General features: G+C 48.7%; 28 protein-coding genes and 3 tRNA genes. 11 read left to right on the plus strand and 20 right to left on the minus strand.

Annotation, left to right across the window (positions count from 1 at the left end):
* Positions 1–3: 3 nt before the first annotated feature.
* The 3 genes from ACZ49R_RS10625 to ACZ49R_RS10635 are packed head-to-tail and all read right to left on the minus strand — an operon-like array spanning position 4 to position 2,390.
* Complete coding sequence (locus tag ACZ49R_RS10625; RefSeq protein ID WP_464733079.1) at positions 4–420, minus strand: CBS domain-containing protein; 417 nt, start codon at positions 418–420, stop codon at positions 4–6.
* Positions 421–457: 37 nt separating this feature from the next.
* The gene (locus tag ACZ49R_RS10630) at positions 458–1,150 is read right to left on the minus strand and encodes a phosphoribosyltransferase family protein (RefSeq protein ID WP_464733080.1); all 693 of its coding nucleotides are present in this window, start codon (positions 1,148–1,150) and stop codon (positions 458–460) included.
* Between the two features lie 22 nt (positions 1,151–1,172).
* Positions 1,173–2,390 (minus strand): acyl-CoA dehydrogenase family protein, encoded by a 1,218-nt coding sequence (locus ACZ49R_RS10635; protein ID WP_464733081.1) that lies wholly within the window; start codon positions 2,388–2,390, stop codon positions 1,173–1,175.
* Positions 2,391–2,418: 28 nt separating this feature from the next.
* Between ACZ49R_RS10635 and ACZ49R_RS10640 the strand changes: the two genes are divergently transcribed.
* A complete protein-coding gene (locus ACZ49R_RS10640) occupies positions 2,419–3,003 on the plus strand; it encodes a hypothetical protein (RefSeq protein WP_464733082.1) in 585 nt (194 codons plus the stop codon).
* A gap of 63 nt (positions 3,004–3,066) precedes the next feature.
* On the opposite strand, the gene ACZ49R_RS10645 is transcribed toward ACZ49R_RS10640, so the two are convergent.
* A tRNA-Met gene (locus tag ACZ49R_RS10645) sits at positions 3,067–3,161 on the minus strand.
* A gap of 133 nt (positions 3,162–3,294) precedes the next feature.
* On the opposite strand from ACZ49R_RS10645, the gene ACZ49R_RS10650 reads away from it, so the two are divergent.
* Positions 3,295–3,379, plus strand: a tRNA-Leu gene (locus ACZ49R_RS10650).
* Between the two features lie 8 nt (positions 3,380–3,387).
* On the opposite strand, the gene ACZ49R_RS10655 is transcribed toward ACZ49R_RS10650, so the two are convergent.
* The 3 genes from ACZ49R_RS10655 to ACZ49R_RS10665 all read right to left on the minus strand — a co-directional run bounded on the left by ACZ49R_RS10655 (position 3,388) and on the right by ACZ49R_RS10665 (position 8,019).
* Entirely contained in the window at positions 3,388–4,572 is a 1,185-nt protein-coding gene (locus ACZ49R_RS10655; RefSeq protein WP_464733083.1) for a CaiB/BaiF CoA transferase family protein, read from the minus strand.
* The gene (locus ACZ49R_RS10660; RefSeq protein ID WP_464733084.1) at positions 4,569–6,623 is read right to left on the minus strand and encodes a TRAP transporter permease; all 2,055 of its coding nucleotides are present in this window, start codon (positions 6,621–6,623) and stop codon (positions 4,569–4,571) included. The genes ACZ49R_RS10655 and ACZ49R_RS10660 overlap by 4 nt, the downstream gene beginning before the upstream one ends.
* A 328-nt stretch (positions 6,624–6,951) precedes the next feature.
* The gene (locus ACZ49R_RS10665) at positions 6,952–8,019 is read right to left on the minus strand and encodes a TAXI family TRAP transporter solute-binding subunit (RefSeq protein ID WP_464733085.1); all 1,068 of its coding nucleotides are present in this window, start codon (positions 8,017–8,019) and stop codon (positions 6,952–6,954) included.
* A gap of 164 nt (positions 8,020–8,183) precedes the next feature.
* On the opposite strand from ACZ49R_RS10665, the gene ACZ49R_RS10670 reads away from it, so the two are divergent.
* Positions 8,184–9,419 carry a VWA domain-containing protein gene (locus tag ACZ49R_RS10670; RefSeq protein WP_464733086.1) on the plus strand — a complete coding sequence of 412 codons (1,236 nt, stop codon included), beginning with the start codon at positions 8,184–8,186 and terminating at the stop codon, positions 9,417–9,419.
* On the opposite strand, the gene ACZ49R_RS10675 is transcribed toward ACZ49R_RS10670, so the two are convergent.
* Together ACZ49R_RS10675 and ACZ49R_RS10680 are read right to left on the minus strand one after the other, a co-directional pair.
* Complete coding sequence (locus ACZ49R_RS10675) at positions 9,357–9,899, minus strand: flavin reductase family protein (protein ID WP_464733087.1); 543 nt, start codon at positions 9,897–9,899, stop codon at positions 9,357–9,359. The two genes, ACZ49R_RS10670 and ACZ49R_RS10675, sit on opposite strands and share 63 nt — an antisense overlap.
* Positions 9,900–9,925: 26 nt before the next feature.
* Positions 9,926–10,138 (minus strand): sulfurtransferase TusA family protein, encoded by a 213-nt coding sequence (locus ACZ49R_RS10680; protein WP_011763572.1) that lies wholly within the window; start codon positions 10,136–10,138, stop codon positions 9,926–9,928.
* A 55-nt stretch (positions 10,139–10,193) separates the two neighbouring features.
* Between ACZ49R_RS10680 and ACZ49R_RS10685 the strand changes: the two genes are divergently transcribed.
* Entirely contained in the window at positions 10,194–10,586 is a 393-nt protein-coding gene (locus ACZ49R_RS10685) for a metal-sulfur cluster assembly factor (RefSeq protein WP_464733088.1), read from the plus strand.
* Here ACZ49R_RS10685 and ACZ49R_RS10690 read toward each other — a convergent pair whose 3' ends face one another.
* From ACZ49R_RS10690 to ACZ49R_RS10700, 3 genes are all read right to left on the minus strand, one after another.
* Complete coding sequence (locus tag ACZ49R_RS10690) at positions 10,587–11,021, minus strand: hypothetical protein (RefSeq protein ID WP_464733089.1); 435 nt, start codon at positions 11,019–11,021, stop codon at positions 10,587–10,589.
* A gap of 104 nt (positions 11,022–11,125) precedes the next feature.
* Entirely contained in the window at positions 11,126–12,679 is a 1,554-nt protein-coding gene (locus ACZ49R_RS10695) for an AMP-binding protein (RefSeq protein ID WP_464733090.1), read from the minus strand.
* The gene (locus tag ACZ49R_RS10700) at positions 12,669–14,336 is read right to left on the minus strand and encodes an acyl-CoA dehydrogenase family protein (protein WP_464733091.1); all 1,668 of its coding nucleotides are present in this window, start codon (positions 14,334–14,336) and stop codon (positions 12,669–12,671) included. The genes ACZ49R_RS10695 and ACZ49R_RS10700 overlap by 11 nt, the downstream gene beginning before the upstream one ends.
* A 105-nt stretch (positions 14,337–14,441) precedes the next feature.
* Between ACZ49R_RS10700 and ACZ49R_RS10705 the strand changes: the two genes are divergently transcribed.
* Positions 14,442–15,656, plus strand: a complete 1,215-nt coding sequence (locus ACZ49R_RS10705; RefSeq protein ID WP_464733092.1) for a DegT/DnrJ/EryC1/StrS family aminotransferase — start codon at positions 14,442–14,444, stop codon at positions 15,654–15,656.
* Here ACZ49R_RS10705 and ACZ49R_RS10710 read toward each other — a convergent pair.
* From ACZ49R_RS10710 to ACZ49R_RS10720, 3 genes are all read right to left on the minus strand, one after another.
* A complete protein-coding gene (locus ACZ49R_RS10710) occupies positions 15,646–15,813 on the minus strand; it encodes a hypothetical protein (protein WP_464733093.1) in 168 nt (55 codons plus the stop codon). The genes ACZ49R_RS10705 and ACZ49R_RS10710 overlap by 11 nt on opposite strands.
* A gap of 99 nt (positions 15,814–15,912) precedes the next feature.
* Positions 15,913–16,773, minus strand: coding sequence for a TatD family hydrolase (locus tag ACZ49R_RS10715; RefSeq protein ID WP_464733094.1), 861 nt, complete (start codon positions 16,771–16,773; stop codon positions 15,913–15,915).
* 227 nt (positions 16,774–17,000) lie between these two features.
* Positions 17,001–18,002, minus strand: coding sequence for an RAD55 family ATPase (locus ACZ49R_RS10720; RefSeq protein WP_464734130.1), 1,002 nt, complete (start codon positions 18,000–18,002; stop codon positions 17,001–17,003).
* Positions 18,003–18,639: 637 nt separating this feature from the next.
* On the opposite strand from ACZ49R_RS10720, the gene ACZ49R_RS10725 reads away from it, so the two are divergent.
* The gene (locus tag ACZ49R_RS10725) at positions 18,640–18,933 is read left to right on the plus strand and encodes a hypothetical protein (RefSeq protein ID WP_464733095.1); all 294 of its coding nucleotides are present in this window, start codon (positions 18,640–18,642) and stop codon (positions 18,931–18,933) included.
* A 197-nt stretch (positions 18,934–19,130) separates the two neighbouring features.
* Here ACZ49R_RS10725 and ACZ49R_RS10730 read toward each other — a convergent pair whose 3' ends face one another.
* Positions 19,131–19,256 (minus strand): hypothetical protein, encoded by a 126-nt coding sequence (locus tag ACZ49R_RS10730; RefSeq protein ID WP_464733096.1) that lies wholly within the window; start codon positions 19,254–19,256, stop codon positions 19,131–19,133.
* 846 nt (positions 19,257–20,102) lie between these two features.
* Here ACZ49R_RS10730 and ACZ49R_RS10735 point away from each other — a divergent pair.
* The 3 genes from ACZ49R_RS10735 (at position 20,103) to ACZ49R_RS10745 (ending at position 22,160) form a co-directional block, all read left to right on the plus strand.
* Positions 20,103–21,374 carry a zinc ribbon domain-containing protein gene (locus ACZ49R_RS10735; protein WP_464734131.1) on the plus strand — a complete coding sequence of 424 codons (1,272 nt, stop codon included), beginning with the start codon at positions 20,103–20,105 and terminating at the stop codon, positions 21,372–21,374.
* A 177-nt stretch (positions 21,375–21,551) separates the two neighbouring features.
* Entirely contained in the window at positions 21,552–21,770 is a 219-nt protein-coding gene (locus tag ACZ49R_RS10740; protein ID WP_464733097.1) for a hypothetical protein, read from the plus strand.
* 27 nt (positions 21,771–21,797) lie between these two features.
* Positions 21,798–22,160 carry a helix-turn-helix domain-containing protein gene (locus ACZ49R_RS10745; protein WP_011763561.1) on the plus strand — a complete coding sequence of 121 codons (363 nt, stop codon included), beginning with the start codon at positions 21,798–21,800 and terminating at the stop codon, positions 22,158–22,160.
* Here the strand turns inward: ACZ49R_RS10745 and ACZ49R_RS10750 are convergent.
* Entirely contained in the window at positions 22,157–23,485 is a 1,329-nt protein-coding gene (locus tag ACZ49R_RS10750) for an FAD-binding oxidoreductase (protein ID WP_464733098.1), read from the minus strand. The two genes, ACZ49R_RS10745 and ACZ49R_RS10750, sit on opposite strands and share 4 nt — an antisense overlap.
* A gap of 70 nt (positions 23,486–23,555) precedes the next feature.
* On the opposite strand from ACZ49R_RS10750, the gene ACZ49R_RS10755 reads away from it, so the two are divergent.
* A tRNA-Arg gene (locus ACZ49R_RS10755) sits at positions 23,556–23,633 on the plus strand.
* Positions 23,634–23,979: 346 nt separating this feature from the next.
* Here the strand turns inward: ACZ49R_RS10755 and ACZ49R_RS10760 are convergent.
* The 3 genes from ACZ49R_RS10760 to ACZ49R_RS10770 are packed head-to-tail and all read right to left on the minus strand — an operon-like array spanning position 23,980 to position 25,675.
* Complete coding sequence (locus ACZ49R_RS10760) at positions 23,980–24,951, minus strand: M24 family metallopeptidase (RefSeq protein WP_464733099.1); 972 nt, start codon at positions 24,949–24,951, stop codon at positions 23,980–23,982.
* Positions 24,948–25,310, minus strand: coding sequence for a M67 family metallopeptidase (locus ACZ49R_RS10765; protein WP_464733100.1), 363 nt, complete (start codon positions 25,308–25,310; stop codon positions 24,948–24,950). The genes ACZ49R_RS10760 and ACZ49R_RS10765 overlap by 4 nt, the downstream gene beginning before the upstream one ends.
* A complete protein-coding gene (locus ACZ49R_RS10770; RefSeq protein ID WP_011763557.1) occupies positions 25,307–25,675 on the minus strand; it encodes a CopG family ribbon-helix-helix protein in 369 nt (122 codons plus the stop codon). Before ACZ49R_RS10770 ends, ACZ49R_RS10765 begins: the two co-directional genes overlap by 4 nt.
* A gap of 42 nt (positions 25,676–25,717) precedes the next feature.
* Here ACZ49R_RS10770 and ribC point away from each other — a divergent pair, with 42 nt between their 5' ends.
* Positions 25,718–26,176 (plus strand): riboflavin synthase, encoded by a 459-nt coding sequence (gene ribC / locus ACZ49R_RS10775; RefSeq protein ID WP_464733101.1) that lies wholly within the window; start codon positions 25,718–25,720, stop codon positions 26,174–26,176.
* Positions 26,177–26,360 lie beyond the last annotated feature (184 nt).

Genomic DNA, 26,360 nt, shown 5'->3' on the forward strand with positions numbered 1-26,360 from the left:
TTTTCACCCCCATAAAATATATTCCTCTCTAGCCAGCTCTTGAAGTATAGTCCTCTCGTAGCAGAGATCTCTTACCGAAAGCACGCCTGCCAACTCGCCCTCTTTATTTACAACTACCACATGACGAATGTTATGCCGGCGCATAGTCTCCATAGCCGCTAAAATAGGGTCTGAATCAAGTACAGTGATAGGCCTATTGCCTAATTCTATAGCAGGTTTATCCAGGTCTAACCCCTGTGCCACTGCCCTTATTATATCTCTCTCAGACACAACGGCGACAGGCTTTTTAGGGTTGTCTCTAGCTGTAAGTACCACAAGCCCCACCTTGTTTTTTACTAGCTCCACCGCCACATCTCGTATAGTGGCGGTCCCAGACAGAAAAATCGGCGGCTTTTTCAAAAGCTCTGAACATTTAACCATAACACTTCGTGTATATTATTTTTAATATTTCCGCCCTTTAGTATGTATAGACTATGTCTATTGGAAAATTCGCCTCAACGTTTAAGCCTTGACGCGCCACGAGTATAGACGCACCTAGCACTTGGGCGCCTGCCTTGTTGCATAATCCGATTAATGCCCTCAGAGTTTTTCCCGTCCTGGCAATGTCGTCGACTATAAAAACTCTGCCTCCCCTTTTTATATACGCAGCGGGGATGTACAGTGTAACGGGTCTCCCCTCTCTGAGATATGTATATTCGTAGTTTTCTACCCCTGGCTCTCTGTATTGCTTGGCGACTACCAACGTAGCCTCAAATCTAGAGGCTGCGGCGACGGCAAGCGGTATTCCATCTACTGCAGCTGTTAAAACAACATCAACCTCAAGTCCCTCGAATTTACGCGCTATGTATATCTCGTAAAGATGCCAAAATTCGGGAAGGTTGACAAAAGACATGTCGACATATGTGTCATAAAGCTTAAGCTTAGCCTTAACCACAGTCTCTATAGGATACTTCGACATAAGTTTCGTTAACATCTCCTGCGCCGTCTCAACAGAGGGTAACATATCGCCTGTCACATATCTTGACAACACACTCTCAGGGAGATCTAACAGAGGCGAGAGGTCTCTGTAGGTGACGCCCAACAGCTTTTTTACTGACTTAAGATAATTTACTGCGTCTAGCTGAATTCTAAGACCCTCGATCCTCCTCACGCAAATATTTTATTGAGGAAAATTAAACAAATTCTCTGCCAATGATATTTCTCGCAATTATCAACTTAAGTATATTCTCAGCGCCTTCTGCTCCGACGTAATAAGACAAAATTCCCAACAACGCCCTAGCTATATTAGTCTCCTTAAAGTAAGAGGCGCCGCCAAACCACTTCATAACTTCCAACGCCGCTTCGACTGCGAGACTGACAGCTAGATATTTGGCTGTAGCTCCGGCAGTGGCGACGTCGTGTATTGTAAACGCAGTGTCGCCGCTGTAAAACCTATCTGCAACCCAAGCCGCTCTATAGACTGCAAGTCTTGCGGCTTCAAGTCTTGCATAAAGTTCGGCAAATTTGAAACTTATCGATTGGTAACTTGCAATCGGCTTTCCAAAGACCACCCTCTGTTTAATCCACTCAAGCCCTCTGTCTAACAACCACCTAGTGGCGCCTATAGACGCCGCTCCTATAATTGTGCGGGCTAGGTTAAAGCCCTCCATTGCGATTTTAAACCCGCCGTTTAATTCGCCAAGCATAAAAACGTCCTCCACAGGAAGGCCGTCTAGCATTAGATAGCCCGTAGAGAGACCATGGCGGCCTATCTCATCCCAATCTCTATGGGTAAAGCCCGGCGTCACTCTACCCCTCCTCTTCAGAAGCGCTAGAAAGACTGTTATCCCTTTGTGTCTATCCTCAAGTCTGCCTGTCCTTGTAATTGCGACTACGCCGCCGCCATATGGCAAATTTAAGATTGTAGATACGCCAGTCACCATGTTTTTCTCGCCATATAGCTTCCACAAGCCGCCCTCTTTAACTGCTTTCGTTTGAAATGACGCCACGTCGCTACCCCCCTGCGGCTCTGTAGAGCCTATGCCCACGAAGGCGCGGCCAGCCACAACCTCCGGCAGAACCTCCTCCTTCGCCTCATCCCGCCCGTGGCGCTGGACTATGTAAGGCCAAGCGGTCTCTAGCAGTACATAAACTGGCGTAGCAAGCGAAGGATCTGCATACGCTAACTCCTCCACTGCGAGCGCCGCTTGTAGAAACGTCGCCTCTTGTCCGCCATATTTAGAACTTAGAGTCATACCCAGAAGACCGGCTTCGCCCAATTTCGCCGCCACTTCCTCAATAGGCCACTTCCTCTCGTCTATTTCAACCCATCTGGGTGCAATAACTCTCTCAGCAAATGATTTAACAGATTCTACAAAAAGCTTGTCTTCTCTAGACAAGCCGAAGTCCATATATATTTTTACTACAGTGCATTATTAAATGTTAGCTCTTGAAATATCTCAAGACAACATAGCTGTTTACTACAGAGGGAGGAAGATACCCGTTGTACCGCTTTATACAACACCAGCTCTACACTATATACAATATGTAGCCATGTATGTAGCAAAGAGACTTATAGACAGCGGAATAGAGAAATTCGCCATCAAAGACGCCAGAGCAGCTAAGATAATTGAACTAGCGTGTGGAGGCCGTTGTGTATATGACATAAACGGCGTAGATATAGACAGAATACTAGAGGAGGCCTATTATAACAACCTAGCCGATAGGATATTGGCACATACCATCTCTACAGATGCGTTAGTTATACCCTGTGTAGATCAGCCGCTGGCCAGGGCGTTAATAAAACGGGCTAGAGAATATGCCCCCGATTTAACACTTATAGCCTCTCAATACGGCGGCTCGTGCCCAGAGGCAGACGTTATACATACGCCGCAAACAGTGAAGGTCTCTATTCCCCTAGGACCAAGTTCAAAAGCCGCTCTCCACACAGCCATGTGGGCAGTTGAGAAGGGAGTTGCCGAAAGTCCGCTTACTCCACTACTCGACGTAGAATGCACCACGTAGCTTCAGCCCTCCAGGTGGCTATCACCAGTCTATAGTGTCCCGACGCCTTCATCATAAAAGACATGCGGCGGCCGGGATTTGAACCCGGGACTTCCCGGTTATGAGCCTTACGCGGGGCTCCGCCCCAGAGCGCTCTAACCAGGCTGAGCTACCGCCGCTTCAGATGTATCAACTCACAGAATTAAAAACTTTACCGCACGTATTTGTATAGTTCCCAACGGCATTATATATCAAATCGCTCTGTGTAACCCGCCGTTAAAACTTATAAGGTTCCGTAGATAGGAAAACATAGCGGGGGTGCCCGAGCCAGGTCAAAGGGGCAGGGTTCAGGTCCCTGTGGCGTAGGCCTGCGTGGGTTCAAATCCCACCCCCCGCATCATCTCCTTATACACAGGACCTAGCTTTAGCTATGCCTCTCTCAAGGAGCTCCTTGATCTCTGCATCTGTATATCCAAGCTCCCTGAGTATTTCACAGGTATGTTCCCCGAGGGCTGGGGGCGGCGTATAGCTTCCCACGTCTATTGAGTGAGAGTTAATGGGATTTTTTAACATCTTCACAGGGCCGTATGGACCCTCTGTTTCAATTACAATCCTTCTATATTGAATATGCGGGTCTGAAAATACTTGCGCAACGTTATACACAGGTGCAGCAGCCACACCGTTTTGCCACATTAGAGATACCCAGTAGCTCACCTCTTTTTCAGTAAAGATCTCCTCTAAAATCTTTACAAGCGCTTCCCTATTTTTTACTCTATCTCTATTTGTCTTAAAACGAGGATCATCAGCTAGCTCAGGTCTGCCTATAGCCTCACAGAATTTTCTCCATAGGTGGTCACTACCGACGGCAAGTACAAAATATCCATCCTTGGCCTTAAACACTTGATAAGGCACTATTGTCGGATGTGCACTACCCATTCTCTTCGGCGGCCTGCCGCTAGCGAAATAGTAGCCAGCTTGGTGTGTAAGTAATGAAACCGCCGCCTCTATGAGAGGCACCTCAATGTAGCCAGAAACTCCACTTAATACCGCCGCTGTCACTGCGAGAGCACAGTAAAAACCAGCGGCTATATCTGTTATCGGCACGGCAAATTTCACCGGAGGCCTATCTGGCTCGCCTGTTAAATCCATAAGCCCAGACATTGCAAGTGCCACTAAATCGTATGCCGGGAGATCTCTATAGGGCCCTTCGCCAAATCCCGAAATAGAACAATATACGATTTGTGGATTATATCTTCTTAAAGTTTGAAAATCGATCCCCAGTTTTTCAGCAACCCCCGGCCTAAAATTCTCAACAACTACCTTTGCAGATCTCACTAATTTATAGACTATCTCACGACCCTCCTCTTTTTTAAGATCTAAAACCACAGACTTCTTGCCCCTGTTTATACTTGCAAAATATGCGCTATATTTCTCACCATATGAGGGGGGGCCCCAGTCTCTCGCATGGTCACCCTCTGGAGGTTCTATTTTTATAACCTCCGCGCCTAAGTCCGCGAGCAACATGGTAGCAAAGGGCCCTGCCATCGCCGCTGTAAAATCTAAAACTCGAACCCCCCTCAGCGGCTTCATAAAATCTTTTTCCTAACGGCTAGATAAAAAGTTGCAAAGGCAACTAAACCCACCATGTTAACTTCCCAATTCGGCACAATTAACAAGCCCCCAATCAATATGGCTACAACGCGACGGGCTATATCAAGTTCTCTGCCGCCAAGCCATCCCACGTTTGCAATAGTAAACGACCATATTGCTAAGAGAACAAGGGCAAATTTCGCAAAAAACACCTTAATAGTGTATTCAATACCTGCCGTAAGTAAAGTCGGCATAATTAATATCGCCGTAGCTTCATAACTTGTGAGAAAGAGGGCCGCAATTATGTATTTAGGAAGCGCGACCTTGGCAGCTTTTATGCCGACGTCTATCGGGTTTACGCCAAATACAGACGCCGCGGCGAAGTTTGAAAGACCCACAGGCGGCGTGATATCGGCAAGCACCGCGTAGTAGAATAGAAACATGTGAGTAGCTAATAAAGCCGCCTGAGGCGGCATGCCGGCGGCGATGGCGAATTTTACAATTGCAGGAGCTGTCAACAGAGATGCGGTAATATATGTAGCAGTGGGGGGCACCCCCATGCCTAATACTAGAGAAAACACAGCTACGAAAAACAAAGCTATGTACAGAGACTGCGAAAGATTTACCAATACTACCGAGAAAGTTGTGCCAAGACCCGACACCACTACCATAGCCATGATGAAATTAGCTACCACAATCGAGCTTCCCACGGCGATTAATAACTTAAACCCGTCGGCAAGGCCTTTTATCACATCGCCGACGCTTGGTCTCGGTTTTAAGAAAAAGGCCAGTATAATCGCCAAGATTGTAGACACTACTACTGCAGCTGTTACTGTGTAGCCCATCAGTAAGATTGTTAAAACTGACGCAATAGGCACAACACCCGCCCAGCCGCCTCTCCTAAGCCACATCTTTATACTCTCCCTCTCTATGTCCAACTCTCTAAGACGCGCCTTACGTACATAATATTCATTGTACATTAATATCGACGCTATATATAGAGCTAAGACCGGAACCGACATCACCATAATCCAGACGTAGGGTATAGCCAAAATCTCGGCCATTACAAAAGCCACTGCGCCCAAAATGGGAGGCGTTATTAACGCCACTGTGCCTATATTTGCCACAAGCCCTGCGGCAGTTATATCATCATAGCCGGCTTTTTTAAATGCGCCTTTTAACGCATTTCCAACATACGCCGCATCGGCCGCTCCAGATCCAGACGTCATACCAAGCACTATCCCAAGCGCCACTGCAGCTCTACCAACGCTTGCCGGACTGCGGCCGAGTAACGCAAAGACGCCTCTTGCTAGCTTATCTCCATATCTTAAAACAGTTAAGACGCTTCCAAATATAGTGAAATATACTATATACTGTACAGAGACGCTAGTTACTGTGCCAAAAAGCGCCGCCTCAGTCTCAATATAGGTCTTGGCAACTAAATAATCGACGTCAAAACCCGCTATACGCCACGGCGGCGGGAATAAATAGCCAAACATGTTATATAACATAAACACAAGACCTAATATCGAGAGGACTCCGCCGACAAATCTATACACAACTCCCATCAACAAAAGAGTTAATGTCCAACCCATAGCTAAATCCCAAACCTCTGGAGTGACAGCCCTATATATAAGATCTTCATAATTAACCACCAAGTATATATACGGCAGAAAGGCGAGAACTGCGCCGACGAGATCAAGTCTCTTGTCGTATCTGGGGGTCAGCGGCCCTACAGATATCACATATGCCAGTATAACTATGAGAGCCGGCAAGAGGCCTATCTTGGGTACTAGAGATAACGTCGGGATTAAGGCTAGAGCTGCAAATATATACCCCGCAAAAGGCGAAGGCCTTGGGGGATATACGTATGAGTGTAGGTAGCCGGCGGTAACTATAAGCCAGACGTGAGTTGCTCTAACTACTTGGGTTAGATCAAATACTGGTATTCTTACGACATAGCTCAACGGAGTGTAGGGGTGGAAGAATAGATATAGGTGGTATACAGAGGCGGCTGCGAGAAAATAGGCCAGAAACCTCTCCTTGGCCATATCAAGGCGAAAAAACATGTATTTATAGATGAAAAATGAATTGTTCCATAGCTATAATATATAGTGATATTATAGTATGCCGAACTACAAAAAATTACTCTGTCAAGAACTGTCTTATAGAGCACATCTCCTACGTCATATACCCCCGACGTATAGTATTCGAGAGTTTTTCTATCTGTTGACATCCAAGCGTAAAAACGCCCGCCGACATAGTCAAATGTTAGTACCACCCGCGACCCTGTCACAGAGTTGAGAAATTCGATCTGTATGCTGAATACGTCTGTAGGCAAGAGAAAAAGCGTATTGTTTATTACTAATAAAAGCTCAATCACTTGAGGACGCCCTTCTCTCTGTAGTACCGTAACGCGCCTGGGTGATATGGGATAGTACCGCCGTAGTAAAGCAACGCGTTTTTCAGATTTGTGTCTTTAGCCGCAGCCACAGACTTTTGCAATATGTCTAGGTGTTCAAACACCGCCTTGACTATTTGATAAGCTAGATCCTCGGGCATGTCTTTATGACAGACAAACATATTCCAAAAGGCTAGAGTTTGCACGTCTCTTTCAGTGCCATAGATATTGCTAGGTATAACGCCTCTTGAAGCAAGGCCAGGGAATTTTGAAGTGAATTTCTCAATTACTTCGTTTGGCACTTCTATGAGGACTAGAGATACGCCACGCTGTTTTAAAGAAGCCCCTAGCTCTACAATTGCAGACGTCGGCAGTCCGCCGCTCCAGATAAAAGCGTCTATTGTGCCATCTCTAAGCGCTGCGGCGCTCTCCGCAGCCCCCAGTCTCTCCCACTTGGAGAAGTCTTTTGCCGGGTCTATCCCCAACACCTGTAGAAGTAGAAGCGCTTCTACTTCTGTCCCACTACCTGGGGCGCCTGTCGAGACCCGTTTACCTTTTAAGTCGTATATCGTCTTTATGCCAGAATCGCTTCTAGTTACTATGTGTAGATAGTTTGGATACATCGTCCACAATATAGCTATGGGGGCTGGTTTGTCTTTAAATTTGTCGTGTTGACCTGTATACGCAAGATATGCCGAGTCGGGCAACGTGGTGCCACAGTAGTATACACCCCTGGCGGGATCTGTCTTATCTCTTATCAAAAGTAGGTTGTCTATTGAAGCTGCAGTCTGAATAGACGAGGCATCTATATTTGTAAAGTTTTTTAAAATCCCGGCCACCACCCCCCCATAGTAATAATATACGCCTCCTACGCCGCCCGTGGCTATTATCACAGTATATCTAGCCGGCGCCGTCGGAGAAACAGACTGCACAGGCGTTGTGGCCTTGCTCTGAGAAGTCGCGGGCGACGGCTGTGTAAAGAAGTAAACAACAGCAACTATTATCAATATGGCCACGACAGCCGCCACAATAGTACCAGATTTCATAGTCACACAAAAAATGATATTTATAAACATTTTCATTAATCGTAAATATTTAAAATATATGGGTAGCCTTATATAATATTGTATATAATATGCCAATTTTAAAAATACTAAATAAATACTTGTAAATCTTAAAATACAGAACTTTATTAAAGTAGACATATTTTATGGGTCTTCTACTTAATGTTGACTACAACGACTACGTAGTTAGAAGTAGAGCTAGGAAAGTTTTGCAAATCGCCGGCATTAAATCCGTCGGCGAAGAAGAGGCAGTTGACGCATATTATATCCACTACCGCACGCCGATATTTGGCGGCAGAGCCTTCAGCGCCGTGTGGAGGAAATTTGTAACTATGTATATAAACTCGCAATACTACAGCGCCATTGCGCCACTTTGTCGACTAAACCACAGGGCTTCTCTAGAGGCGGCCGTTAGGCTTCTAAAGGCCTTTGAAAAGTATTTACAGACCCTTGAACAATATGGAAGGGCGTGGTTTGGCTTAGGACGTAGAGATGCGTGGACTGAGGCGTGGAGACAGTTGAGGCGCCATTTTGGAGACCCCTCAGACGTGGAAGAGCTATATAGAGTTCTTAAAAAACTAGGGGAGGTCTTAGGCAGAGGGAGGAGGGGGGACCCCGCCTCTCTTGCACTTTCTCTAGCCGTAGACCCGCGGAGGGCAAAAATGGCAAAAATCTTAGAGAAGGCTGTGGCGTTGGAAAAACTCATCGGAAACCCCCTTGGCGTTGGGGATGCGATAGTCTCCACGGCAGGGGTTATATACGGGCGAATCTATAGCTCTATTGAGAAGGCGCGGCGGGCTACTACATATACAAAAGCTCTCTTTCTCGGCGCCCCACTCCTCTTTCTTCACAAAGCTACGGCCGCCGAACTTTCCATAAGGATGCCGAGGGCGCAAGGCGATAGAGGCGTCTACCTACTGGTAGATAAGTCTGGGTCTATGTACAGCTTGATAGACGGCGTCGAAAAAATAGCTGTTGCAACTGCCTACGCCCTAGCTGTACTAAGGAGGTATAGGAGGGTCGTGCTTAGGTTTTTCGACGCAGAGGTATACGACCCTGTAGAAGACGTGGCTAAGATGGCCGAGATCTTGCTTAGGGTATCCGCTGGAGGAGGCACAGACATATCTAAAGCAGTAGAAGTCGCAATTGACGACGTAGAAAGACGCAGACTAAAAAACTACATGCTGGTTGTTGTGACAGATGGAGAAGACGATAGGATAAACCCGCTTGTTTTAAACAGAGCGAAGAAAGTCTTTAAAGACGTCGTGTTTGTATTAGTGGGGCAGCAACGCCCTCCGCCAAATGTAAAATCTATTAGACTACCTCTTGGCAAAGACAGGCCGTGGATCTACTCTATAGAAGGCACGGCCCGCGCCGTGTAGCGGGATGTTTACCCTTCTGAAGTCAAAACCCCATTGGTCAGCTACGCCAGGCGCAACCCAAGTGTATAAGACGTGAAATATATACAGGGCGACCTCCCCCACCTCAACCTCTTTATACACCTCAGTCTCATATCCAGCGATAGCCCCTGCGACGCGAGGCACGTCTATCTTTTCAGAGTTTTCAAACTTTACGCCAAATTCAGTAGCCTTGTCGACGTTGCGTCCGCTGACGCTCCCCAGCTTGTATATCAAGTCTGCGGCTTCAATCGGGAGGACGTTAAGCGTAGCATATCTATGGTGTTTAAGACATTCGTAGGTATACGAGCTTTTTTCCACGGCGACGGCTACAGTAGGCGGCTCTTCAGAGACTGGGGTATTCCACGACGCAGGCATGAGGTTAAGTCTGCCGTTGGGACATTTAGAAACTATTACAAGAATTGGACGTGGGTGGAGAACTCTGTAGAACTTGCCCTCGTACATATCTTAAAATAAGCCGATGTTTATAACTACTTCTCTACCACAAGCACGTAGGGTCCCGTCTCTTCGGCCTGTAGAATTTTCACATCGTTTATAGCCATCAATCGCCTAAGCATTACATAACACACATAGTCATCTGTCACAATTTTAAACTGGGCGCCCGCAGACGCCCCCGCGAGTATAGACGCGACTTTCTTCAACGGGTCTGGACACTGTTGTCCTCTGACATCTATTACATCCATAGCCGCAATTGGCTACGGCCATATAACTTTTTATCTAATATTCGGGATTAGAGATATGGACGAGAGGCCTGTCTTTGAAACAAATTTACCTCCTGAAAAAGTCAAGAAGATAATTGAGGTTCTACGAGAGGTCTACGACCCAGAGATACCCATCAACGTCTACGACCTCGGCCTAATTAGAAAAGTGGTTTTAGAAGACGGCATATTGAAAGTCACTATGACTCTCACTGCAGTGGGGTGTCCAGTGGCTGGAAGTGTGGCACAAGAAGTTGGCTACGCCCTACAGACAGTCATGCCAGAGGCTAAGGACGTAGAGGTAGAGCTAGACTTTGAAAAGCCGTGGGACCCCACACAAATGACGCCGCAAGGCAGAGAGCTTTTCAAAGCAATATATGGCTACGACATAGTAGAACAATATTTGGCGCAACAAAGCGCCGCCCCAGAATAGCTAGAGGGAGAGAACTCCCACTAGAGAGAAAGCTGCTGCCACCCAGAGAAGGTACCTCCTCCACTCTACCCTACCTCTAGAGAGGCGTTGGACAAGCGGGTGCCATTTCGCAACTTCCGTCAGGAAGAAGAGGACTATTTGAACAACCGCAGCGTAGAGAAACGCGTGTCCGGCGCCGAATGCGCCTGCCAAAGTAGCCGTGGCTATGCCATATACCGTAGCGGCATAAAACAAAGCCGGGTAGGAGAAGAGAGATACAAACGCCACGTCGACTGCAGACTGGAGAAAACGTTGTTCATAAGGTAGAGACGCCGTCTCGTTAAAAGCCCTAGCCACGGCTTGCGGATCTACAAGCGGATAGCCCAACGCCGCTAGAGCCGCTGTAATAGCCACAGAAGACCAATATATAATGTATGTAACATAGAGCCATCTCACAGACACTATAGAGCTTTCTATGTATAAAAACTAAATCTAATTTAAGAATCACCTCTTAAGCTTTCATAAAATATACAATATTCGACTTTTGTATTTGATTATTTTTATATTTTAAGTATTTCTCGTAATAATTTCTTATCTATTTTACCGGTACTGGTCAAAGGCATCTCATTAACGAAGATTATGTCATCTGGCAACCACCACTTCGGTATTCTGCCTGTACTTACTTCTTTACTAAGCTCTTCGTATATAACTTCTTTAGTAATGCTATAGCCTTCTTTTGGCTTTATCACCGCTACAGGTCTTTCTCCCCACCTTTCATGTGCCTTGCCTAAAACCGCCACTAACTCTACGCCAGGTATATTTGATATAATTGCCTCGAGAATACTTGTAGGTATCCACTCGCCGCCACTTTTAATAACATCTTTAAGTCTATCTGTTATTCTTAAAGCGCCGCCTGGCAACAACATGCCTATATCGCCTGTTCTAAACCAGCCATTTACATAGCTCTCTCTTGTTTTGACGGGGTCTTTATAATATTCATAAGGCAACCAGGGTGTTCTTACCCAGATCTCTCCCATTTTCCCTATTTCAACGTCTTTGCCTGTGTCTGGGTCAACAATACGAACCTCGGCGAAAGGCACCGGATGAGTATTTAGACGAACAGTATCTATATCCTCAGCTGATGAGACAATAGATATCGAAATAGCAAGCATATCCGTCCCCCCGTAGATTGTAGAAAACTTAATACCTAGGTTGTCCATCTTCTTAGCTAAGCCGCTGGTTATCGGCATGCCTCCAACTAAAGCCTTCAATCCACGAAGAGCTTCTAGCTTCTTCGCTTTTTCAGCAAAATCAATCAACATATACACCATCGTAGGAACAGCGTTGATCCACGTGACTTTATATCTCTCTATTAGTTCAACCGCTTTATCAGGCATAAACCTCCCCATTAATATGTACCTATTACATAAGTAGGGAGCATGTATAAAACTACCCCATGAGTGTATATGATAAAACGGTATCAAAGGCATAATAACATCGCCTTGATGAAGGGAAGCCGGGGTTTTATATAGGCCCAGTTGATATACTATTGCAAGAGCTCCATGAATAATCTTCTCGTGAGTATACCTAACAGCCTTTGGAAGACCTGTTGTGCCTGATGTAAAAAGTATGGAAAAGTAGTCATTACCGGAAATTTCGACCTCGGGCTCCCTAACTCCCTTATTTTTCACAAGATCGTGGTAGCAGTATCTACCGTCGCAGTCAGGGCTTAGGCTTATAGTTTTTTCTTTATCTATCAGTGTAGAAAGAGATTTGAAATCGCTGGAGTAGAAAAGCCATTCTACATCGGCGATTTTTAATGTGTGTAAGATATGTTCTGGAGGCAATCTAACGTTCACGGGATATATCACTGCGCCTATCATCGCCGCTGCGTAATGAATTTCAAACATAGGCAGGCTGTTCCAATCGGCGACACCTATTACACTGCCTTTTTTAACGCCTATTGAAAGTAGTGCATTTGCCAATGAAACAACTCGGCTGTATATTTCGCCATATGTAAATTCTTTATCCTCCCATACCACTTTGACATCTGGACATAGCGTTTTCGCTCTTCTTAATATACTATGTATTGTAAATCCTATGTTACCTTGCATATATCACTACATGTTCATTTTCGATGTCGATTATATTCTTTCCGATACTATAGCTATTGACAGAGTATTCGCCTCTGAGATATTTTTCAAAATAAAGCTTAGCCACTGCGGCATATCTTTCTACTCCTAATGTATCTGCGATGTCGATTAATGTAACCACCGCAATACTGTGGCCTAGTGTAGTTAAGATATCTTTAGCTCTAAACTCGATCTCTTGTCTATCCAACGTAGTTAACGACTCAATAGTTTTTTTCGATATATTCAATGCATTTTCCGCCACATCACGGTATGTCTTTAATCTTGAAACTATAGTCTCTAGATCTTTAATCATAGAGATATGTGCGCCTTTTTTATACATTGCCTCTAACATATCTAAGGCCTGTATATTGCTCGTGCCCTCCCAGATGGGGGTTATTAAAGCCTCTCTATGCCACCTCTCGATAGGATATTCGCTCAAAAATCCTATACCCCCATGGAGCTCCATAGCCAGACGTGTTACATAGGCGGCGGCATCTGCAGTAATGTTCTTTGAAATATGTGTTAGAAATCTTGCGTAGTGGTACCGCTCGTTATATGGCGGCGCACTATGCCAAGATTTATCAAATTCCTCAATTGCCTTAAACGTCAACGCTAACGCGCCCTCTATTGTAACTTCCATATCTACCAAATCTCTAATAACAAGGGGATGCTCGATGAGTAGTTTGCCAAACGCCCTTCTTCTTTTTGTATATTCATATGCCTCAAGATACGCCTTTCTTGCGACACCCAACGCGCCAATGGCGTTGGCAAGTCTTGAAACCATTAAGTCTTCCATAATATAGTAAATGCCATTGTCTAAATCGCCAACTAAATATGCCTCAGACCCATGAAATTCAACTTCTCCAGTGGGGACGGAGTTTGTACCACTTTTATCCTTTAGTCTTCTCACTACAAAGTTTAAACCTCCGCTAGAGTTAACACGTGGTACTGCAAACAACGCAAGACCTTTGGCACCTTGTCTACCGCCTTCAGGTCTCGCAGACACAAGCGCGACGTCTGCTAATCCAGCTCCACTTGCGAAATATTTATCTCCATATAGCCGCCATACTCCTCCATCCTTTTTTGCAGTAGTCTGGTTTGCGCCTAAGTCACTACCCCCCTGGATCTCTGTAAACCACGTAGCTCCAAAAGCCAAGGGACTTGTCTCGCCTATAAGTCTTGGCACAAACTCTCTTAGCGCGTCACCGCCGTATTTGTAAAGGGCATAAGCCGTTTGATTTGTTATCGTGATGATACAATACAGACCAGGGTCTGAAACCAAATACCCCATTGCATAATGTTCATGCCAACTAGCTCCTTTATAAGGCGGTTTATTAATACCAAAATCAAACACCAGACGTTCTAAGGCGAATCTTTCAGCTGGATTAAGCCAAACTCTATCTACTCTATTGCCGTTAACATCCCACATAATATGCCTAGGTCTTGATGCTTTGTCTACATAGTCGGTTATTTCTAATAAATCACGTCCAACAAATCTACCCAAATTGCTTAACTGGGGGACTCTACCTAAGAAAAACTCAAGCACTCTTTGTAGCGGCTTATCGACATCAAATAGGTTAAGCCCATATATATTTGACAAGTAGCCATATACCTCTAGGTTATCTTTTACAACATCCATAGAAGATTTTTTAGTGCTATATTTAAAATTTCTTCCCAAAATTAAACCTTACACACGCCATGGAGTACGTATCTATGTTTATATAGGGTGTTTCTCTCAGCGGTTATGTTAGCAATAGAGGGGGGCAAGCCCGTGCGGGAAAAGCCTATCGTGGCTAGGCCTGTCGTGTACAGTGAGGACGTCCTCCACGACATAGCAGAAGTTCTCAAATCTGGAATTCTAACTGCGCAACACGGCAGGTGGGTAAAGGCCTTCGAGGCGGAGCTCGCCGCCTACCTCGGCGTGAGATACGCCGTGGCGGTCTCCAACGGCACTACAGCCCTCCACACGGCGCTTAAGGCCATAGGCGTGGGGCCGGGCGACGAGGTGGTGACGACCCCCTTCACCTTCGCAGCCACCGCCACCGCCATACTCCACTCCAACGCCGTGCCGGTCTTTGCAGACATAGACAGGGAAACTCTCAACCTAGACCCGGCCTCCGCCGAGGAGAAAATAACAGAGAGGACAAAAGCCGTGGTGGTGGTGCACCTAGCCGGCATGCCCGCCGAGATGGACCAGTTCATGAAGCTGGCAGAGAGATACGGCGTGAAGATCGTGGAAGACACGGCGCAGGCCCTCGGCGCAGAGTACCGGGGGAAGAGGGCAGGCTCCATAGGCCACATATCCACCTTCAGCCTATACGCCACGAAGCACATCACCTCCGGCGAGGGAGGCGCCGTCGCCACAGACGTCGCTGCATATGCAGAAAGGGCGAGGCTAATTAGGGCACACGGCGAGGTGGGGAAGTATAGCTACGAGCTCCTCGGCTACAACTACAGGATGACCGAGATACAGGGCGTACTCGCCTACCACCAGCTCAAACAGCTGCCAGAGATGCAGAAGAGGCGCGAGGCCTATGTAAAGACGCTGTTGGAGGAGCTGGCCCCCCTAGAGGGCGACCTCCTCACTATCCCAAAGCCAAGGCCCTACGTCAGACACGCTTGGCACCTCGTCCAGATACTACTCGCGGTGGAAAAGCTAAACAAACCCCGCGACTATGTAGTAGAGGCGCTGAGGGCAGAAGGCGTGGGAAACGCCTTCGTCGCCTACCCAACCCCCCTCTACAAGACGCCCCTCTTCCAACGCAGAGAAGGCCACGGCCTCGGCTGCCCGTGGACTTGTCCATACCAGAGGCGCAGGGTGGAGTACAAGCCCCTCCCAAACGCCGAGTGGGCCGCGGAGCGCGTCGTCTCGCTATTAGTAATGCCCAATCTAACAGAACAAGACGCGGTAGACACAGCGACAGCAGTGAAAAAAGTGCTAACCGCCCTCAGAAGGTAGCAACCTCTTTCAAAAACCTGGCAAGGTGCGGCGCCTTTGCCTCCAGCTTCTTCACCGCAGTCTCCACATCTTCATAGGGATCTACCCCATACCTCACCAAAGTATATGCGTGAGCCCCCAACACGTGGATCACCGCCGCCATGTATACGACGTACATCCAGTTTAAAAAATCCTCCGTAGCGGCGTTCCCCCTTAGAGCTCTCTATCTCCTATAAACGACCAGCCCTGGAAACCCACTGGAGTCGCGAGAGGGAGTTTATATATCTAGCCTGTCTTTGTATATACGTCTCACGTTTTCTACACATATCTTGTACATATCATCCTCTGTGAGAACCCCCTTTGCTACATACTGCCTGAGCCTAGAGGCTAGAGTCCATGGCGGGATGACGGCGCCAGGGCGCGACTTGTCGTCTAGGTAGTCGCTCTCTACTACAAAGACAGGCCCCGCCCTCAGCGCGTCTTCAAACTCGCCCCTCCGCCCCAGGGGGACAGAGGGAGAGAGACCCCTCGCGTATGCGTACCCCGCCAACGCCCCCTCGATGTGGTGCATTACAACTCTCGCCGGGTCGACGCCCGCCTTAGCCACCAGAGCGGCGATAGAGTCCACAGTCTCGCGGCCACGCCGCTCTAAGTGGAGGTGGACAACGGCGCCGACGTCCCGCGCCCGCTCAAACACGTAGAGAAGCACCCTATTACACAGCTCTACAACCTCCTCCCCCACAGGCCAGTGAGGCCTCCCAAACTCTCCCATGCCCACCGCCCGCCCCTCCTCTACATACCTCGCCGCCAGATCTACAGCCCAACGCATAAACTCCTCCACCTCCCCAACCCCCCAGCCGGCCTCCAAAAGCCTTACACACTCAGCCGGGTGGACCCCCACGACAGCCCCTGAAACAAGGCCGACCCCCCTCGCCACCTCTGCATTCCTAACCGTGTGGTCATACAGCCTGACAACCCAACCCCTATCCCCCGGCACACCCCCAATAGACCAGGTAAGCAGAGAGACAAACACCAGCCCCACCCCGCCAGCCGCCTTAAACCTCCTAGCCACCTCCACAGCCCCAAACCCGGTAAATTCATTAGCATGTGTATGATTATCAAAAACACCCACAGCCACGGCAGGGATTATATACCTATTTTATTTTATACTCCTTCTTTCAAAAAGTATTACAGACGTGCCCAACCCCACCCACGCCGAGGGAACCCTCCCATGTACATGAAGGTGATAAAAACATACGAAACCACAAGAATAATGGTTAAAATCAGCGTGTTCACACTATTCGCGATACTAGTGCTCACAGGCATACTGCCCACAAACAGCGCAGACGTAGGCATCAGCATATTCTAGGCCTGGACAACCTCATCACAGTATTTTTCAAGTCTAACAGTCTCATCCTTTGGACCCACATCTGCAAAAACTAAAAACCTCACAAAGCCCAACAATGAGCTAAGGGTGTAGACGTACTCTGGCCTGTCTTCCTCTGGCAGGTTCAGAAGCCCGCTGACTACCACAAACTCCGCCTTTATCTTGCCAGACGTGAAGCTGTCATACAGCTTGAAGAGGTCGTGAAATGTCTTCACTACATATATCTGGTCATCTCTCAGCTCTATGCCGTGGAAGGAGGTCCAAGAGCCGATTTTCAGGAAGATTGCGCTGTCCTTTATCTTTTCTAGTAGTGCGTTTACTTTTCTAACTCTTTCTCCATGTATGCACACTACGCTTTTTAGGGGGGCCGTTATGCCGAGTTTTTCCTCTTCTACTAGCTGCGTGTGGCCTCTTGTGTGTAGTGGGTGTACGTACATAATCCCCTTCCCCTCTACGATGTCGAAGATGTATCTTGGGCCTGGGGGGCGTGTTCTAGATTTTTCGAGTTGCACGTACCGTATATAGTGGCCTATGCTGTTTTTTCGGTACCAGACGTGTATTACGTGGTCTGCTATGTAGCTGACATGGGGGGTGTCTTCGTCTGCTATGACGATTATTGGCTTTTCTTTGGCTATTTGGTAGAGGATGGAGTGTGTCACTACGTCTATGTTCTGCCGCGTGGCCATTCCTGTGACTGAGTCTACTACGGCGGCGCCATAGTTGGCTATGTGGTCGAGTATGTATCTGGCTATGTCTTGTCTAAAGGCGCGTGGGAAGTCGTAGAAGTCGAACTTGGAGGGGTCTACGCCTACTCTTCTGGCGGCTTCTCTCAGTAGGTCTGGCCCCTCTGTGGTAGAGACCCAGAGTACCTTGTCAGCTATGCGGCTAGCTAGGCGCATGGCCAATGAGGTCTTTCCAGAGCCAGGCGGGCCGTATATGAGGGTCATCCCGCGTTTGGCAACTTCAGCGATTTCAATCACGCCCTTTTTATTTTCCTCATAGTTTATATATTCTTCGGTGGGAGCCGGGGAGTACACCACTTGTAAAACCCGGTAGGTTATAGAGTCCTCGGCACAGGCTATTACATTACGTGCATAACTAATATAGTATAAAATCCTCATGCCAAGGCGTGTCGAAATAGCGTTGCCGGCGGCGGATTGGCTAGTTAGATATTCCACCTAGTCGTCTAAATTCTAGTAATATAAAACACGTCAAAAGATTAGAAAAGGCATGTTGCCCATGATGAGGTAATATTGGAAATAGGGACAGTAGCCAAGGGCATTGGTGAGAGACTTGAAGTACCTTCTGTCTCATATGTGAACTTGAGATCTCTGAGAGTATAGCCATAAGAATATGCCATTAGGTAGATGGCTGGGCTGGGTGTTCAGCCCTCTCGAGCTATCGCCATCTTTCGGCAGCGCCTAGCTTCATCACATGTCTATCCTCGGTCTACGGCTTATAACTATATATGCGCGTTTTTACCGCCGAATCCCCTGTGTTTCAGAGCGCTACGGTATTTAAGAGCTGCCTAACGGCTTTAGATATCAGTTAGTTGCCTATTGTAGGGCTCGGCATGTATACAGTAATGTATTTAGATTGGATTGTTTTTTTCTATCTATGAATCCGGTAGAGTTGTTTCGAGAGTTCTACCTATCGCTGGGAGTATCTCTTAGGTCTATTATAGAATATAAGATGAGGAGAAGGGGGGCTACGGCGTCTGATCTCTTCGAAAGACCATATCTCCTCTATCTTTACGCAGTACAAGATATGGGTCCTCACAACGCGGAGCTTATTGCAAATCTTTTCGCGGAGTTTGCCCGGAGGCAGGGGATAGACCCTAAGATAGCCAAGGAGGCGCTCCGTGGCCCTGAGAACTGGCGTCGATTTGTACAATATCTGGAGGGGTCATAAGGGGTTCTCTAAGGTTTTTACATTCGTATACGACCTTCCAGCGTCTGGGAAGACCCATCTTGTGCTTTATGCATCATATGAGGGGTCTCTGCGTTGGCTTCTACAATATTGCGGGTGGGGAGTAAGGCAGAGGGGCTTAAGCTAGGCCTCTCTAAGTTATTGTGCCGATTTTTCTAGCTGTGTCTCACATAGACGTTCTATTGTCTAGCGTAATAGAGCAGTACTTCAAGTATTTGTCTGACGTGGTAAATTTTAAATTGGATAAACACGCTTCTCCAGAGTAGAGAGACAGCGTCTTCTACGCACAGAGTTTTTAACATCACGATTATCGCCATTGGGGGGATAAATTAACTAGTCTCACTTCGCCTACGTGATCAACACTCTTCTTGAGGTTAGCCAAGTCTTCCACAAAGGACCACTATAGGAAGATCAGAGTGGTCAAAACGCGGCTGGGGCCCGGGCCGGGGGTAGAGTTCTATTTTACAATATCGCGGAGGGGCGTCTATATCATTAGGAGGTGGTCTCAGAGTTTTATGAAGCCAGAGCCGGTGGCGGCTCCTTCGGGCAGGAGAGTGGCTTTTTCAGAGGAGGTTGTGTCCGCCCTCGCCAGGGCTATGCCTGGGCGGAGGCGGCCGGGGGTTTTGGCAGGGAAACCACGGTTAGTATCCGCCCGGCGGCGTTGGCGATGCATGCGACAACTTCATACCTCCCCCGCCACATGCGCGAAAAAGCCAGGAACATTCTTTCAACTATTTCGACTCACCTGCCTGACGTCGTCGCTGTCAGGCAGGTGAGCCGAGGGAGTAGAAAGTGTGAGAGGGTTGTGTTAGAGGTGTGGGTGGGTTGAAAAACGGGTTTGCGGCGGTTATCACGGCCAACGCCGCGGTGGGTATCGCCGGTATGAACAACGCGAGGGGTGGCAACGGCGGCGTATGACGCCGGCGGGGGTCGGCAAGTTGCTTACGACGACGGTTGTTCTTGTGGCGGCGAAGGTCAACAACATGGCCAAGCCTCCCAACGCCGCCTTCACGACGGCGCCAGTGGAGGGGGCGGGTTTCGCCAGCTCTGAGGCTGGGCACGGCGCCGTGGATTGTTTTGTGAAACTTTTGGCTTGCCCCCGTGTGTCTTCTATAACTAGCAGAGATTTCAGCCACTCCACATATACGCCCATGTACGCATACAGAACGCTGAGGATAGAGATACCTTGGCACGTCGTTGAGGAGCGTCCAGACGTCCTAGACCTAGTGACGCGTATGCACCTAGCGGCGGAGGAGTACGTCAGAAGGCTGTTAAGGGAAATCACGGGGCAAGAGGAGCCGAAGCTGACGACAGAGGAGTTGGACAGACTTCTCACGCCAGACAGGCGGGAGTTGGCGTGCAAGATCATTGAAGAGACCTTTCCCAGGTACGGGCTTGGGAGGGCTCTTGTGAGATATTCCAAGTTTCTCTGGCGCGACGTGGCGTTCTACCGGGCAATCCCCCTCGACGTCCAACTGAGAGTGGAAAATGAGAGAGATGTGAGTACGGCGGTCTTTGTCGACCTAAAGAGTGGCGTAGTCAGAGTAAGAAAACTCGGCATACCGCCTTTCGCCGTCAAGCTGAAGAAGAGCGATATCTCTTGGATCAGAAAGCGGTTGGAGGAGGGCGCTAAATTGAAGTTGGCGTTTCTTGGCGTTGAGAAGAGAGGTGGTGAGAAGGATCCTACTTACGGCGGTTTATATGTCGCTCTCGTATTCGCTAGAGAGGTGACGCCGGTGGAACCCAGGGCGCTTGTCGTCGTCGACGTCAACCGCCTTGACCACTACGTAAAAGTTGGGCTGGTCGTTGATGGTAGAGTTGTGGAGTTGTGGAAGTTCCCCAAAAGGGAGCGGATTCAGAAACTGGAGAGGATACACGTCCACATAAGCCGGCTTAGTAGAGCTCTCGCGCGTGTGGACGAGGACAAGGATCCACGTAGAGCGTTGGATCTCCAGAGACAACTGTGGAAACTTGAGACAAAGCGCTACGGCATAATCCGCGACGTCGTTATAAACGCCACCCGCGAGATCATAAAGCTTGCGAGGGAGCACCAAGCCGCCATAGTCGTCGACACAATGGAAGACGACACGTACCAAGAGCTGAAGGAGGGCAACTGGAGCGGCGATAAGAAACACTTCCTAGACGGTCTCGGCCAACTGAGGAGGCGTTTGCAAGCGCTCGCACAATGGTACGGCCTTCCGTATGTGGAAGAGCGGCTATACAGCACGGTCTGCCCCCGCTGTGGAGTCAAGATGGTTGAGGAAAACGGCCGCTTCATGCGCTGTCCCTCGTGCGGCTTCAGAGCGCACCGCGACAACGTCCCCATGATATGGGCAGAAAAACGCTACTGGGAAATCCTCCAGAAAACAAAACAACCCACTTTTTCCTCCGCACTGGCGACCATCACACTTTTAACTTCGTAAGTTTTCTCACTCATGAACGACGCATGGCCCCGGGGCGGCAGACGGGGGCGCCCAAAGTGGTGCGAGACAAAGAACTGGCGGCCGTCCCCCGTATGACCCGCCCCCTCGCCCCGGTGTACCCGGGGCGGGCCCTTAAGTCCCCCGGGGAGGGGCCAAGAAAAAGATAGGGGGACAAGAGTGGGCTATATCCTCGATTTTATACACAACGCGCTTCCGCGCTCGGCGATACTTGCCACGTTTAGAGGAGTTGATCCAACGCCTGAGTTACAGACTCTCTTTAACACTGTGTGGCGCTACTTCCCAGATAGGGCGGTGGTGGTAAAATCCGCCCTTGGCTGGCCTATACAAATATTGAAGATACGAGAGGGGGACGGGCACTTTTTGTTAACAGTTTAACTTTAATATATCTCTCCCGCTGTATATGTGGGCGTGAAGGATCCAAAAGCTATTATCCTTGAGATATTAAAGAGGGAGGGGCCTGTCCCCGTCTATAGGTTGGCTAAGGCACTTGGCGTGTCTTATGGAGCTGTCCAGTGGTACATATACACTCTAGAAAAGGAGGGGGTTGTCGAGACTGTGAAAATTGGAAAAAGGAGGTATGTGGTTCTCAAGGCGTCTGATTGGATGGGGAATGTAAAAGTTGGTGATATTCTCGACGAGTTTCTTCTTACTCTCTCGGCGCTTGGAGTTAAGCCGGAGATGACGCTTCGGGAGGCCCTAGAGACCTTAGAAAAGAGGGCGCCTCACATCGCCGAGCTCCTCCGTAGGATGATGGAGAAAATCTAGAAGATCTTGCCTGGGTTTAAGATATTGTACGGGTCGAAGAGCTTTTTGAGCTCTCTCATATAGCTCAACGCTGTCTCCCCTAGCTCAGCCCTCGCCAGCTCTTTCTTTAGGATCCCCACGCCATGTTCTGCAGAGATTGTGCCATTTAGCTTAGCCACAAGCTCTGCCATGTCTTTTATAAACTTCTCCACCTTCTCCAGGCCCTCCTCTCTCCTATACCAAGTGGCTGGGTGTAAATTGCCGTCTCCCACATGTCCGCCGAGAAGGAGGGGGACGCCGTGTTTAGCGGCAACGGCCTTAAGGCCCCGGACTGCGTCAGGTAGTTTCGAGATGGGGACAGCTATGTCTTCTATCACCAACACGCCCCCTCTTGCGGCTGTTATCTGGCCATAGAAAAGCTTACGTCTTGGCTCTAGGAGTTTCATGGCGGCTTCCCACCCCGCGGCTTCCTGTGCTATCTCGCCTCTGATAAGCTCTCTCAGTTTTTTAAGCAGTCTCTCCTCGGCGCCTGTGTTTACATCGACGCCGAGGAAAAGGGCGTTTTTCTCTTCCAGACCAACTAGGGCAGAGGTAGGCGCGTCGAGAAACTCGGCAAATAGGGGCCACACCCTGTTGGCTCTGACTTTTACCACGTCTTCAACTAGGGTTTCTACGTCGTTGTAATACGCCAGTACTGCCGTAGCTGACTCGGGGATGGGGGCTAGCTTGAGAGTAGCCTCTGTGACTAAGCCCAGAGTCCCCTCGCTCCCCACAAATAGTCTAACTAAGTCGTATCCATTTCTACATTTATACGTCCGGCAGCCCAACTTAAGTGTATCTCCCCGCCCCGTCACCACCCTTAGGCCTAACACCCAGTCTTTCATAGTGCCGTATTTTGCGCCTCTCATACCGCCTGCGCCGTTGGCTATCGCCCCGCCTACTGTAGCACTTTTGACAGAGCCGGGGTCTACTGGGAAGAAGAGGCCGTGTCTAGCCAGTTCTATATTAAGCTCCTCTAGCTTGACCCCCGGCCCCGCCACAGCTACGCCGTCTATGGGGTCTATCTCCACCTTGGCCATCCTTTCGAAGCTGACCACCAGCCCGGGGGTTGTCGCAATGGCGTTGCCAGAGAGACTTGTGGCGCATCCCTGTGGAAATAGTGGGGTCTTATTTCTCACTGCCCAACGAACTAGCTCTACAACCTCCTCTTCGTCTTCTGGAAATACAACCCCTATAACAGACTGAGAAACCTCTATAAACGAGGCGTCGCGGATATATAGAGATGCGACAACTTTATCTTCTATAAACCGGTCGCCAAATTCCCTCCTTAGGAAGCTTATGTCCATATATCTCAGCTCTCAAGTCTTTATCTATCTTACAGCCCTAAAAATTAAATATATGGCTCCAGATTTTGGAGGGCCCGTAGCTCAGTCAGGTGAGAGCGGCGGCCTTCGGAGCCGTAGGTCCCGGGTTCAAATCCCGGCGGGCCCGCCACAAGTTTTATAAACTGAAGCTTATATTTAATACGGCGGGGGGCTGCACGGCGTGCCGGCCGTGCTCCGCCGGAAGGCGGACCCAGGCTTGGGGGCCCGAAACCGGGGCCGGGCGGCGTCTCCGGCGGCGTGCCGCCTGGGCTTACCAATGAGCTCCGGTCCAGGGGGGCGCCAGTCCCCAGGCTACCCCGGCCGTAGGGCCGGGGGGACCTGGGCATGCGGGGAAACGGCGGAGGTCCGGGAGGGAGCACGCCTAACCCGCAGCTGGCGCGTTCCCTGGGGCTCCGGGGGGAGAGACGTCCAGGCGGACGTCGTTCGGCGGCGCCGTCGGCCCTGGGTTGCCGCCGTTATAAAACCTCAGCCCCTCCCTCGCTGAGATATACGTCTATCTCTAGCCTAACGCCGTATTTGCCAGGTATATATACCCCGGGCTCTATTGTAAAAACCATCCCTGGCTTTAACACGTCGGATGAATTAGGCGATATGTCGGGCGCCTCATGTATCTCAAGCCCAAGGCCGTGTCCCGTGCGGTGTATAAAATAGGGGCCGTACCCCATAGCCTCTATGACCTCCCGCGCCGCCTTATCTACATCGGCAGCTCTCGCGCCAGATCTTACGGCGTTGAGAGCGGCTTGTTGAGCTTTCTCTACTGTGTCATATATCTTTAGATATTCGTCTGGAGGTTCTCCGTAGAAAAACGACTTAGTTAAATCGGCGTAATATCCGCCGTAGGATGCTGAAATATCTAACACCACGGCGTCTCCACGCCGTAATTTCTTGTCTGTGGGCTCTAGATGTGGCACAGCGGTGTTAGAGCCAAATTGAACCAATATGGGCCCCGGCGCGAGGCCTTCTTCATACAGCGCTGTGTAAATTCTGGCGGCGAATTGACGTTCAGAAACGCCGGGTGTCGTCTCTAGGCTTTCTATAACCCGCCTAATTTTTACAGCCGCCGCCTTTATCTTCTCTACCTCATCTCTGCGTTTTATAGCACGCCACTCTTTGAGAAGGTCGTCGGCTAGTTTAAACTGAGCCTGGGGGAGGGCTCTCTTGATTATTTCAAAATGGCGGAGTGTAGTTCCGCCGTCTATATAAACGACGTCGTCTATACAATTGGCAACAGCTTGTCTAAGCGCTTCTGCTGGATCTTCCCCATCTCTATATGGATATACGTTCCCAGACACTCTGTCTACATCTAGCGCGGGGATAACAACTGCTGTGTAATCTCCACATTTTATAACTGCTTTAAAACGTTCGTACGTCTCTAGCCAAACTCCCGTTAGGTAGGCAAAGTTTACAGTAGTTGTTACAATAATCATACCTTTACTAAACCTCTCTCGTCTAACCTCCAGGCGGCTGTCTCCCACGTGTATACATTAGATATGACCCAGACCACCCGCCAAATTTTCATATAGCGGAGATCTATGGGACTTGGCGTGGGAGGTCCTGGATGTGTGTGAAATATGGCCAAGAGGGAGAGCCCCTTTTCTTCAGCCTCTGTAAGAGCTCTGTAGAGCTCCTCGGGGTCTAGCCTAAAGGCTGTGGGGCTCTCTAACACGTTTTTAAGCCAACGCCATGTTTTGACTATTTCCCCATGGCCGAAGAGCAATGCCACACATTCCGCCTCCGGCTTACACCTCTCGGCCGCCTCTTTTAAAAAAGTTTGCGGAATTTTCACAGTAGCGGCACGTAGCGAGAGAGTTTAGATCTTTTTGAAACCTCTAGCGTCAGTTTTTCTATCTGGTCGCTACTCCCCTTTACGACAGCTATAGTGAGACAACGGCCTTCTACATGGAGATGTGTATAGGCCACTATGTGAGTTTTGTTATCCTCAATTACGTCGCCTATCTCTGAGAAGGTGTCTGTCACCGCCATTACAACGCCTAGACACTGGTGTTCAGGCTCGGCGTGGCTTCGCCTGGCCTCTAGATACTCTTGGAGGGCGGCGGCGACGATTTCACTTCTGGTGGCCCCTGTCTCTCTAGATATTTTATCTATGGCGTCGGCCATTTCTTTTGGTAGTGATATGCCAAAGCGTTTCACATATAGGTAGAAATAGCTATATATTTCTGTTTTGGCATAGGCGTGAGTTGCATAGGCGTTGTAGATACCACCTTTGCAAGAGTAGATATGGGAAGCGTCGCCGTGGAGGAGTTAAAAAATCTGCTTCCACACGCCGTTGTAAAAAGAATTACTGTACCTGGGATAAAAAACACCGTGTGGGGCGCCTTGCGTCTCATAAAAGATGGATGCGATGCAGTTATTGTACTAGGTTGGGTCGGCCCCACGCAGGTGGATAAATATAGCTACTTAGCCACATCTATTGGACTTATCCAACTTCAGATAGCCACAGGCGTCCTTGTATTAGACGTCACTGTACATGAAGAAGAGGGCGGCGGCGACGAGAAAAAACTAAAAGAGATAGCTATAGATAGGGCGAGAAAACACGCATGGAATCTAGCCCAGCTATTGACAGAGGGACTTGAGAAATACGCTGGCAAAGGCTTAAGACAAGGATATCCACACGCCGGCGAAATTCTATAATTTTATCAATTTCTACCTATATAACACATATAGAATCCCTACTTATTAGTAAATGGGATGCCGCACTGGCACTTAATATACAATATACATATATATACAATAATATGTCAGTTTTATACTTTTCATATTTCTAGAGAAATCTATTTAAAGTGTAGGTAAATTCTAAAATAGGGCGGCTACGGCA

Source organism: Pyrobaculum organotrophum (assembly GCF_055384425.1).

What these genes read in the sequence shown, in the direction of transcription:
- ACZ49R_RS10625 (WP_464733079.1), bottom strand. Translation starts at nt 420, where the DNA reads ATGGTTAAATGTTCAGAGCTTTTGAAAAAGCCGCCGATTTTTCTGTCT.
- ACZ49R_RS10635 (WP_464733081.1), bottom strand. Translation starts at nt 2,390, where the DNA reads ATGGACTTCGGCTTGTCTAGAGAAGACAAGCTTTTTGTAGAATCTGTT.
- ACZ49R_RS10640 (WP_464733082.1), top strand. Translation starts at nt 2,419, where the DNA reads ATGTTAGCTCTTGAAATATCTCAAGACAACATAGCTGTTTACTACAGA.
- ACZ49R_RS10655 (WP_464733083.1), bottom strand. Translation starts at nt 4,572, where the DNA reads ATGAAGCCGCTGAGGGGGGTTCGAGTTTTAGATTTTACAGCGGCGATG.
- ACZ49R_RS10660 (WP_464733084.1), bottom strand. Translation starts at nt 6,623, where the DNA reads ATGGCCAAGGAGAGGTTTCTGGCCTATTTTCTCGCAGCCGCCTCTGTA.
- ACZ49R_RS10665 (WP_464733085.1), bottom strand. Translation starts at nt 8,019, where the DNA reads ATGAAATCTGGTACTATTGTGGCGGCTGTCGTGGCCATATTGATAATA.
- ACZ49R_RS10670 (WP_464733086.1), top strand. Translation starts at nt 8,184, where the DNA reads ATGGGTCTTCTACTTAATGTTGACTACAACGACTACGTAGTTAGAAGT.
- ACZ49R_RS10675 (WP_464733087.1), bottom strand. Translation starts at nt 9,899, where the DNA reads ATGTACGAGGGCAAGTTCTACAGAGTTCTCCACCCACGTCCAATTCTT.
- ACZ49R_RS10680 (WP_011763572.1), bottom strand. Translation starts at nt 10,138, where the DNA reads ATGGATGTAATAGATGTCAGAGGACAACAGTGTCCAGACCCGTTGAAG.
- ACZ49R_RS10685 (WP_464733088.1), top strand. Translation starts at nt 10,194, where the DNA reads ATGGACGAGAGGCCTGTCTTTGAAACAAATTTACCTCCTGAAAAAGTC.
- ACZ49R_RS10695 (WP_464733090.1), bottom strand. Translation starts at nt 12,679, where the DNA reads ATGCAAGGTAACATAGGATTTACAATACATAGTATATTAAGAAGAGCG.
- ACZ49R_RS10700 (WP_464733091.1), bottom strand. Translation starts at nt 14,336, where the DNA reads ATGGATGTTGTAAAAGATAACCTAGAGGTATATGGCTACTTGTCAAAT.
- ACZ49R_RS10705 (WP_464733092.1), top strand. Translation starts at nt 14,442, where the DNA reads ATGTTAGCAATAGAGGGGGGCAAGCCCGTGCGGGAAAAGCCTATCGTG.
- ACZ49R_RS10710 (WP_464733093.1), bottom strand. Translation starts at nt 15,813, where the DNA reads ATGTACGTCGTATACATGGCGGCGGTGATCCACGTGTTGGGGGCTCAC.
- ACZ49R_RS10725 (WP_464733095.1), top strand. Translation starts at nt 18,640, where the DNA reads ATGAATCCGGTAGAGTTGTTTCGAGAGTTCTACCTATCGCTGGGAGTA.
- ACZ49R_RS10735 (WP_464734131.1), top strand. Translation starts at nt 20,103, where the DNA reads ATGTACGCATACAGAACGCTGAGGATAGAGATACCTTGGCACGTCGTT.
- ACZ49R_RS10750 (WP_464733098.1), bottom strand. Translation starts at nt 23,485, where the DNA reads ATGGACATAAGCTTCCTAAGGAGGGAATTTGGCGACCGGTTTATAGAA.
- ACZ49R_RS10760 (WP_464733099.1), bottom strand. Translation starts at nt 24,951, where the DNA reads ATGATTATTGTAACAACTACTGTAAACTTTGCCTACCTAACGGGAGTT.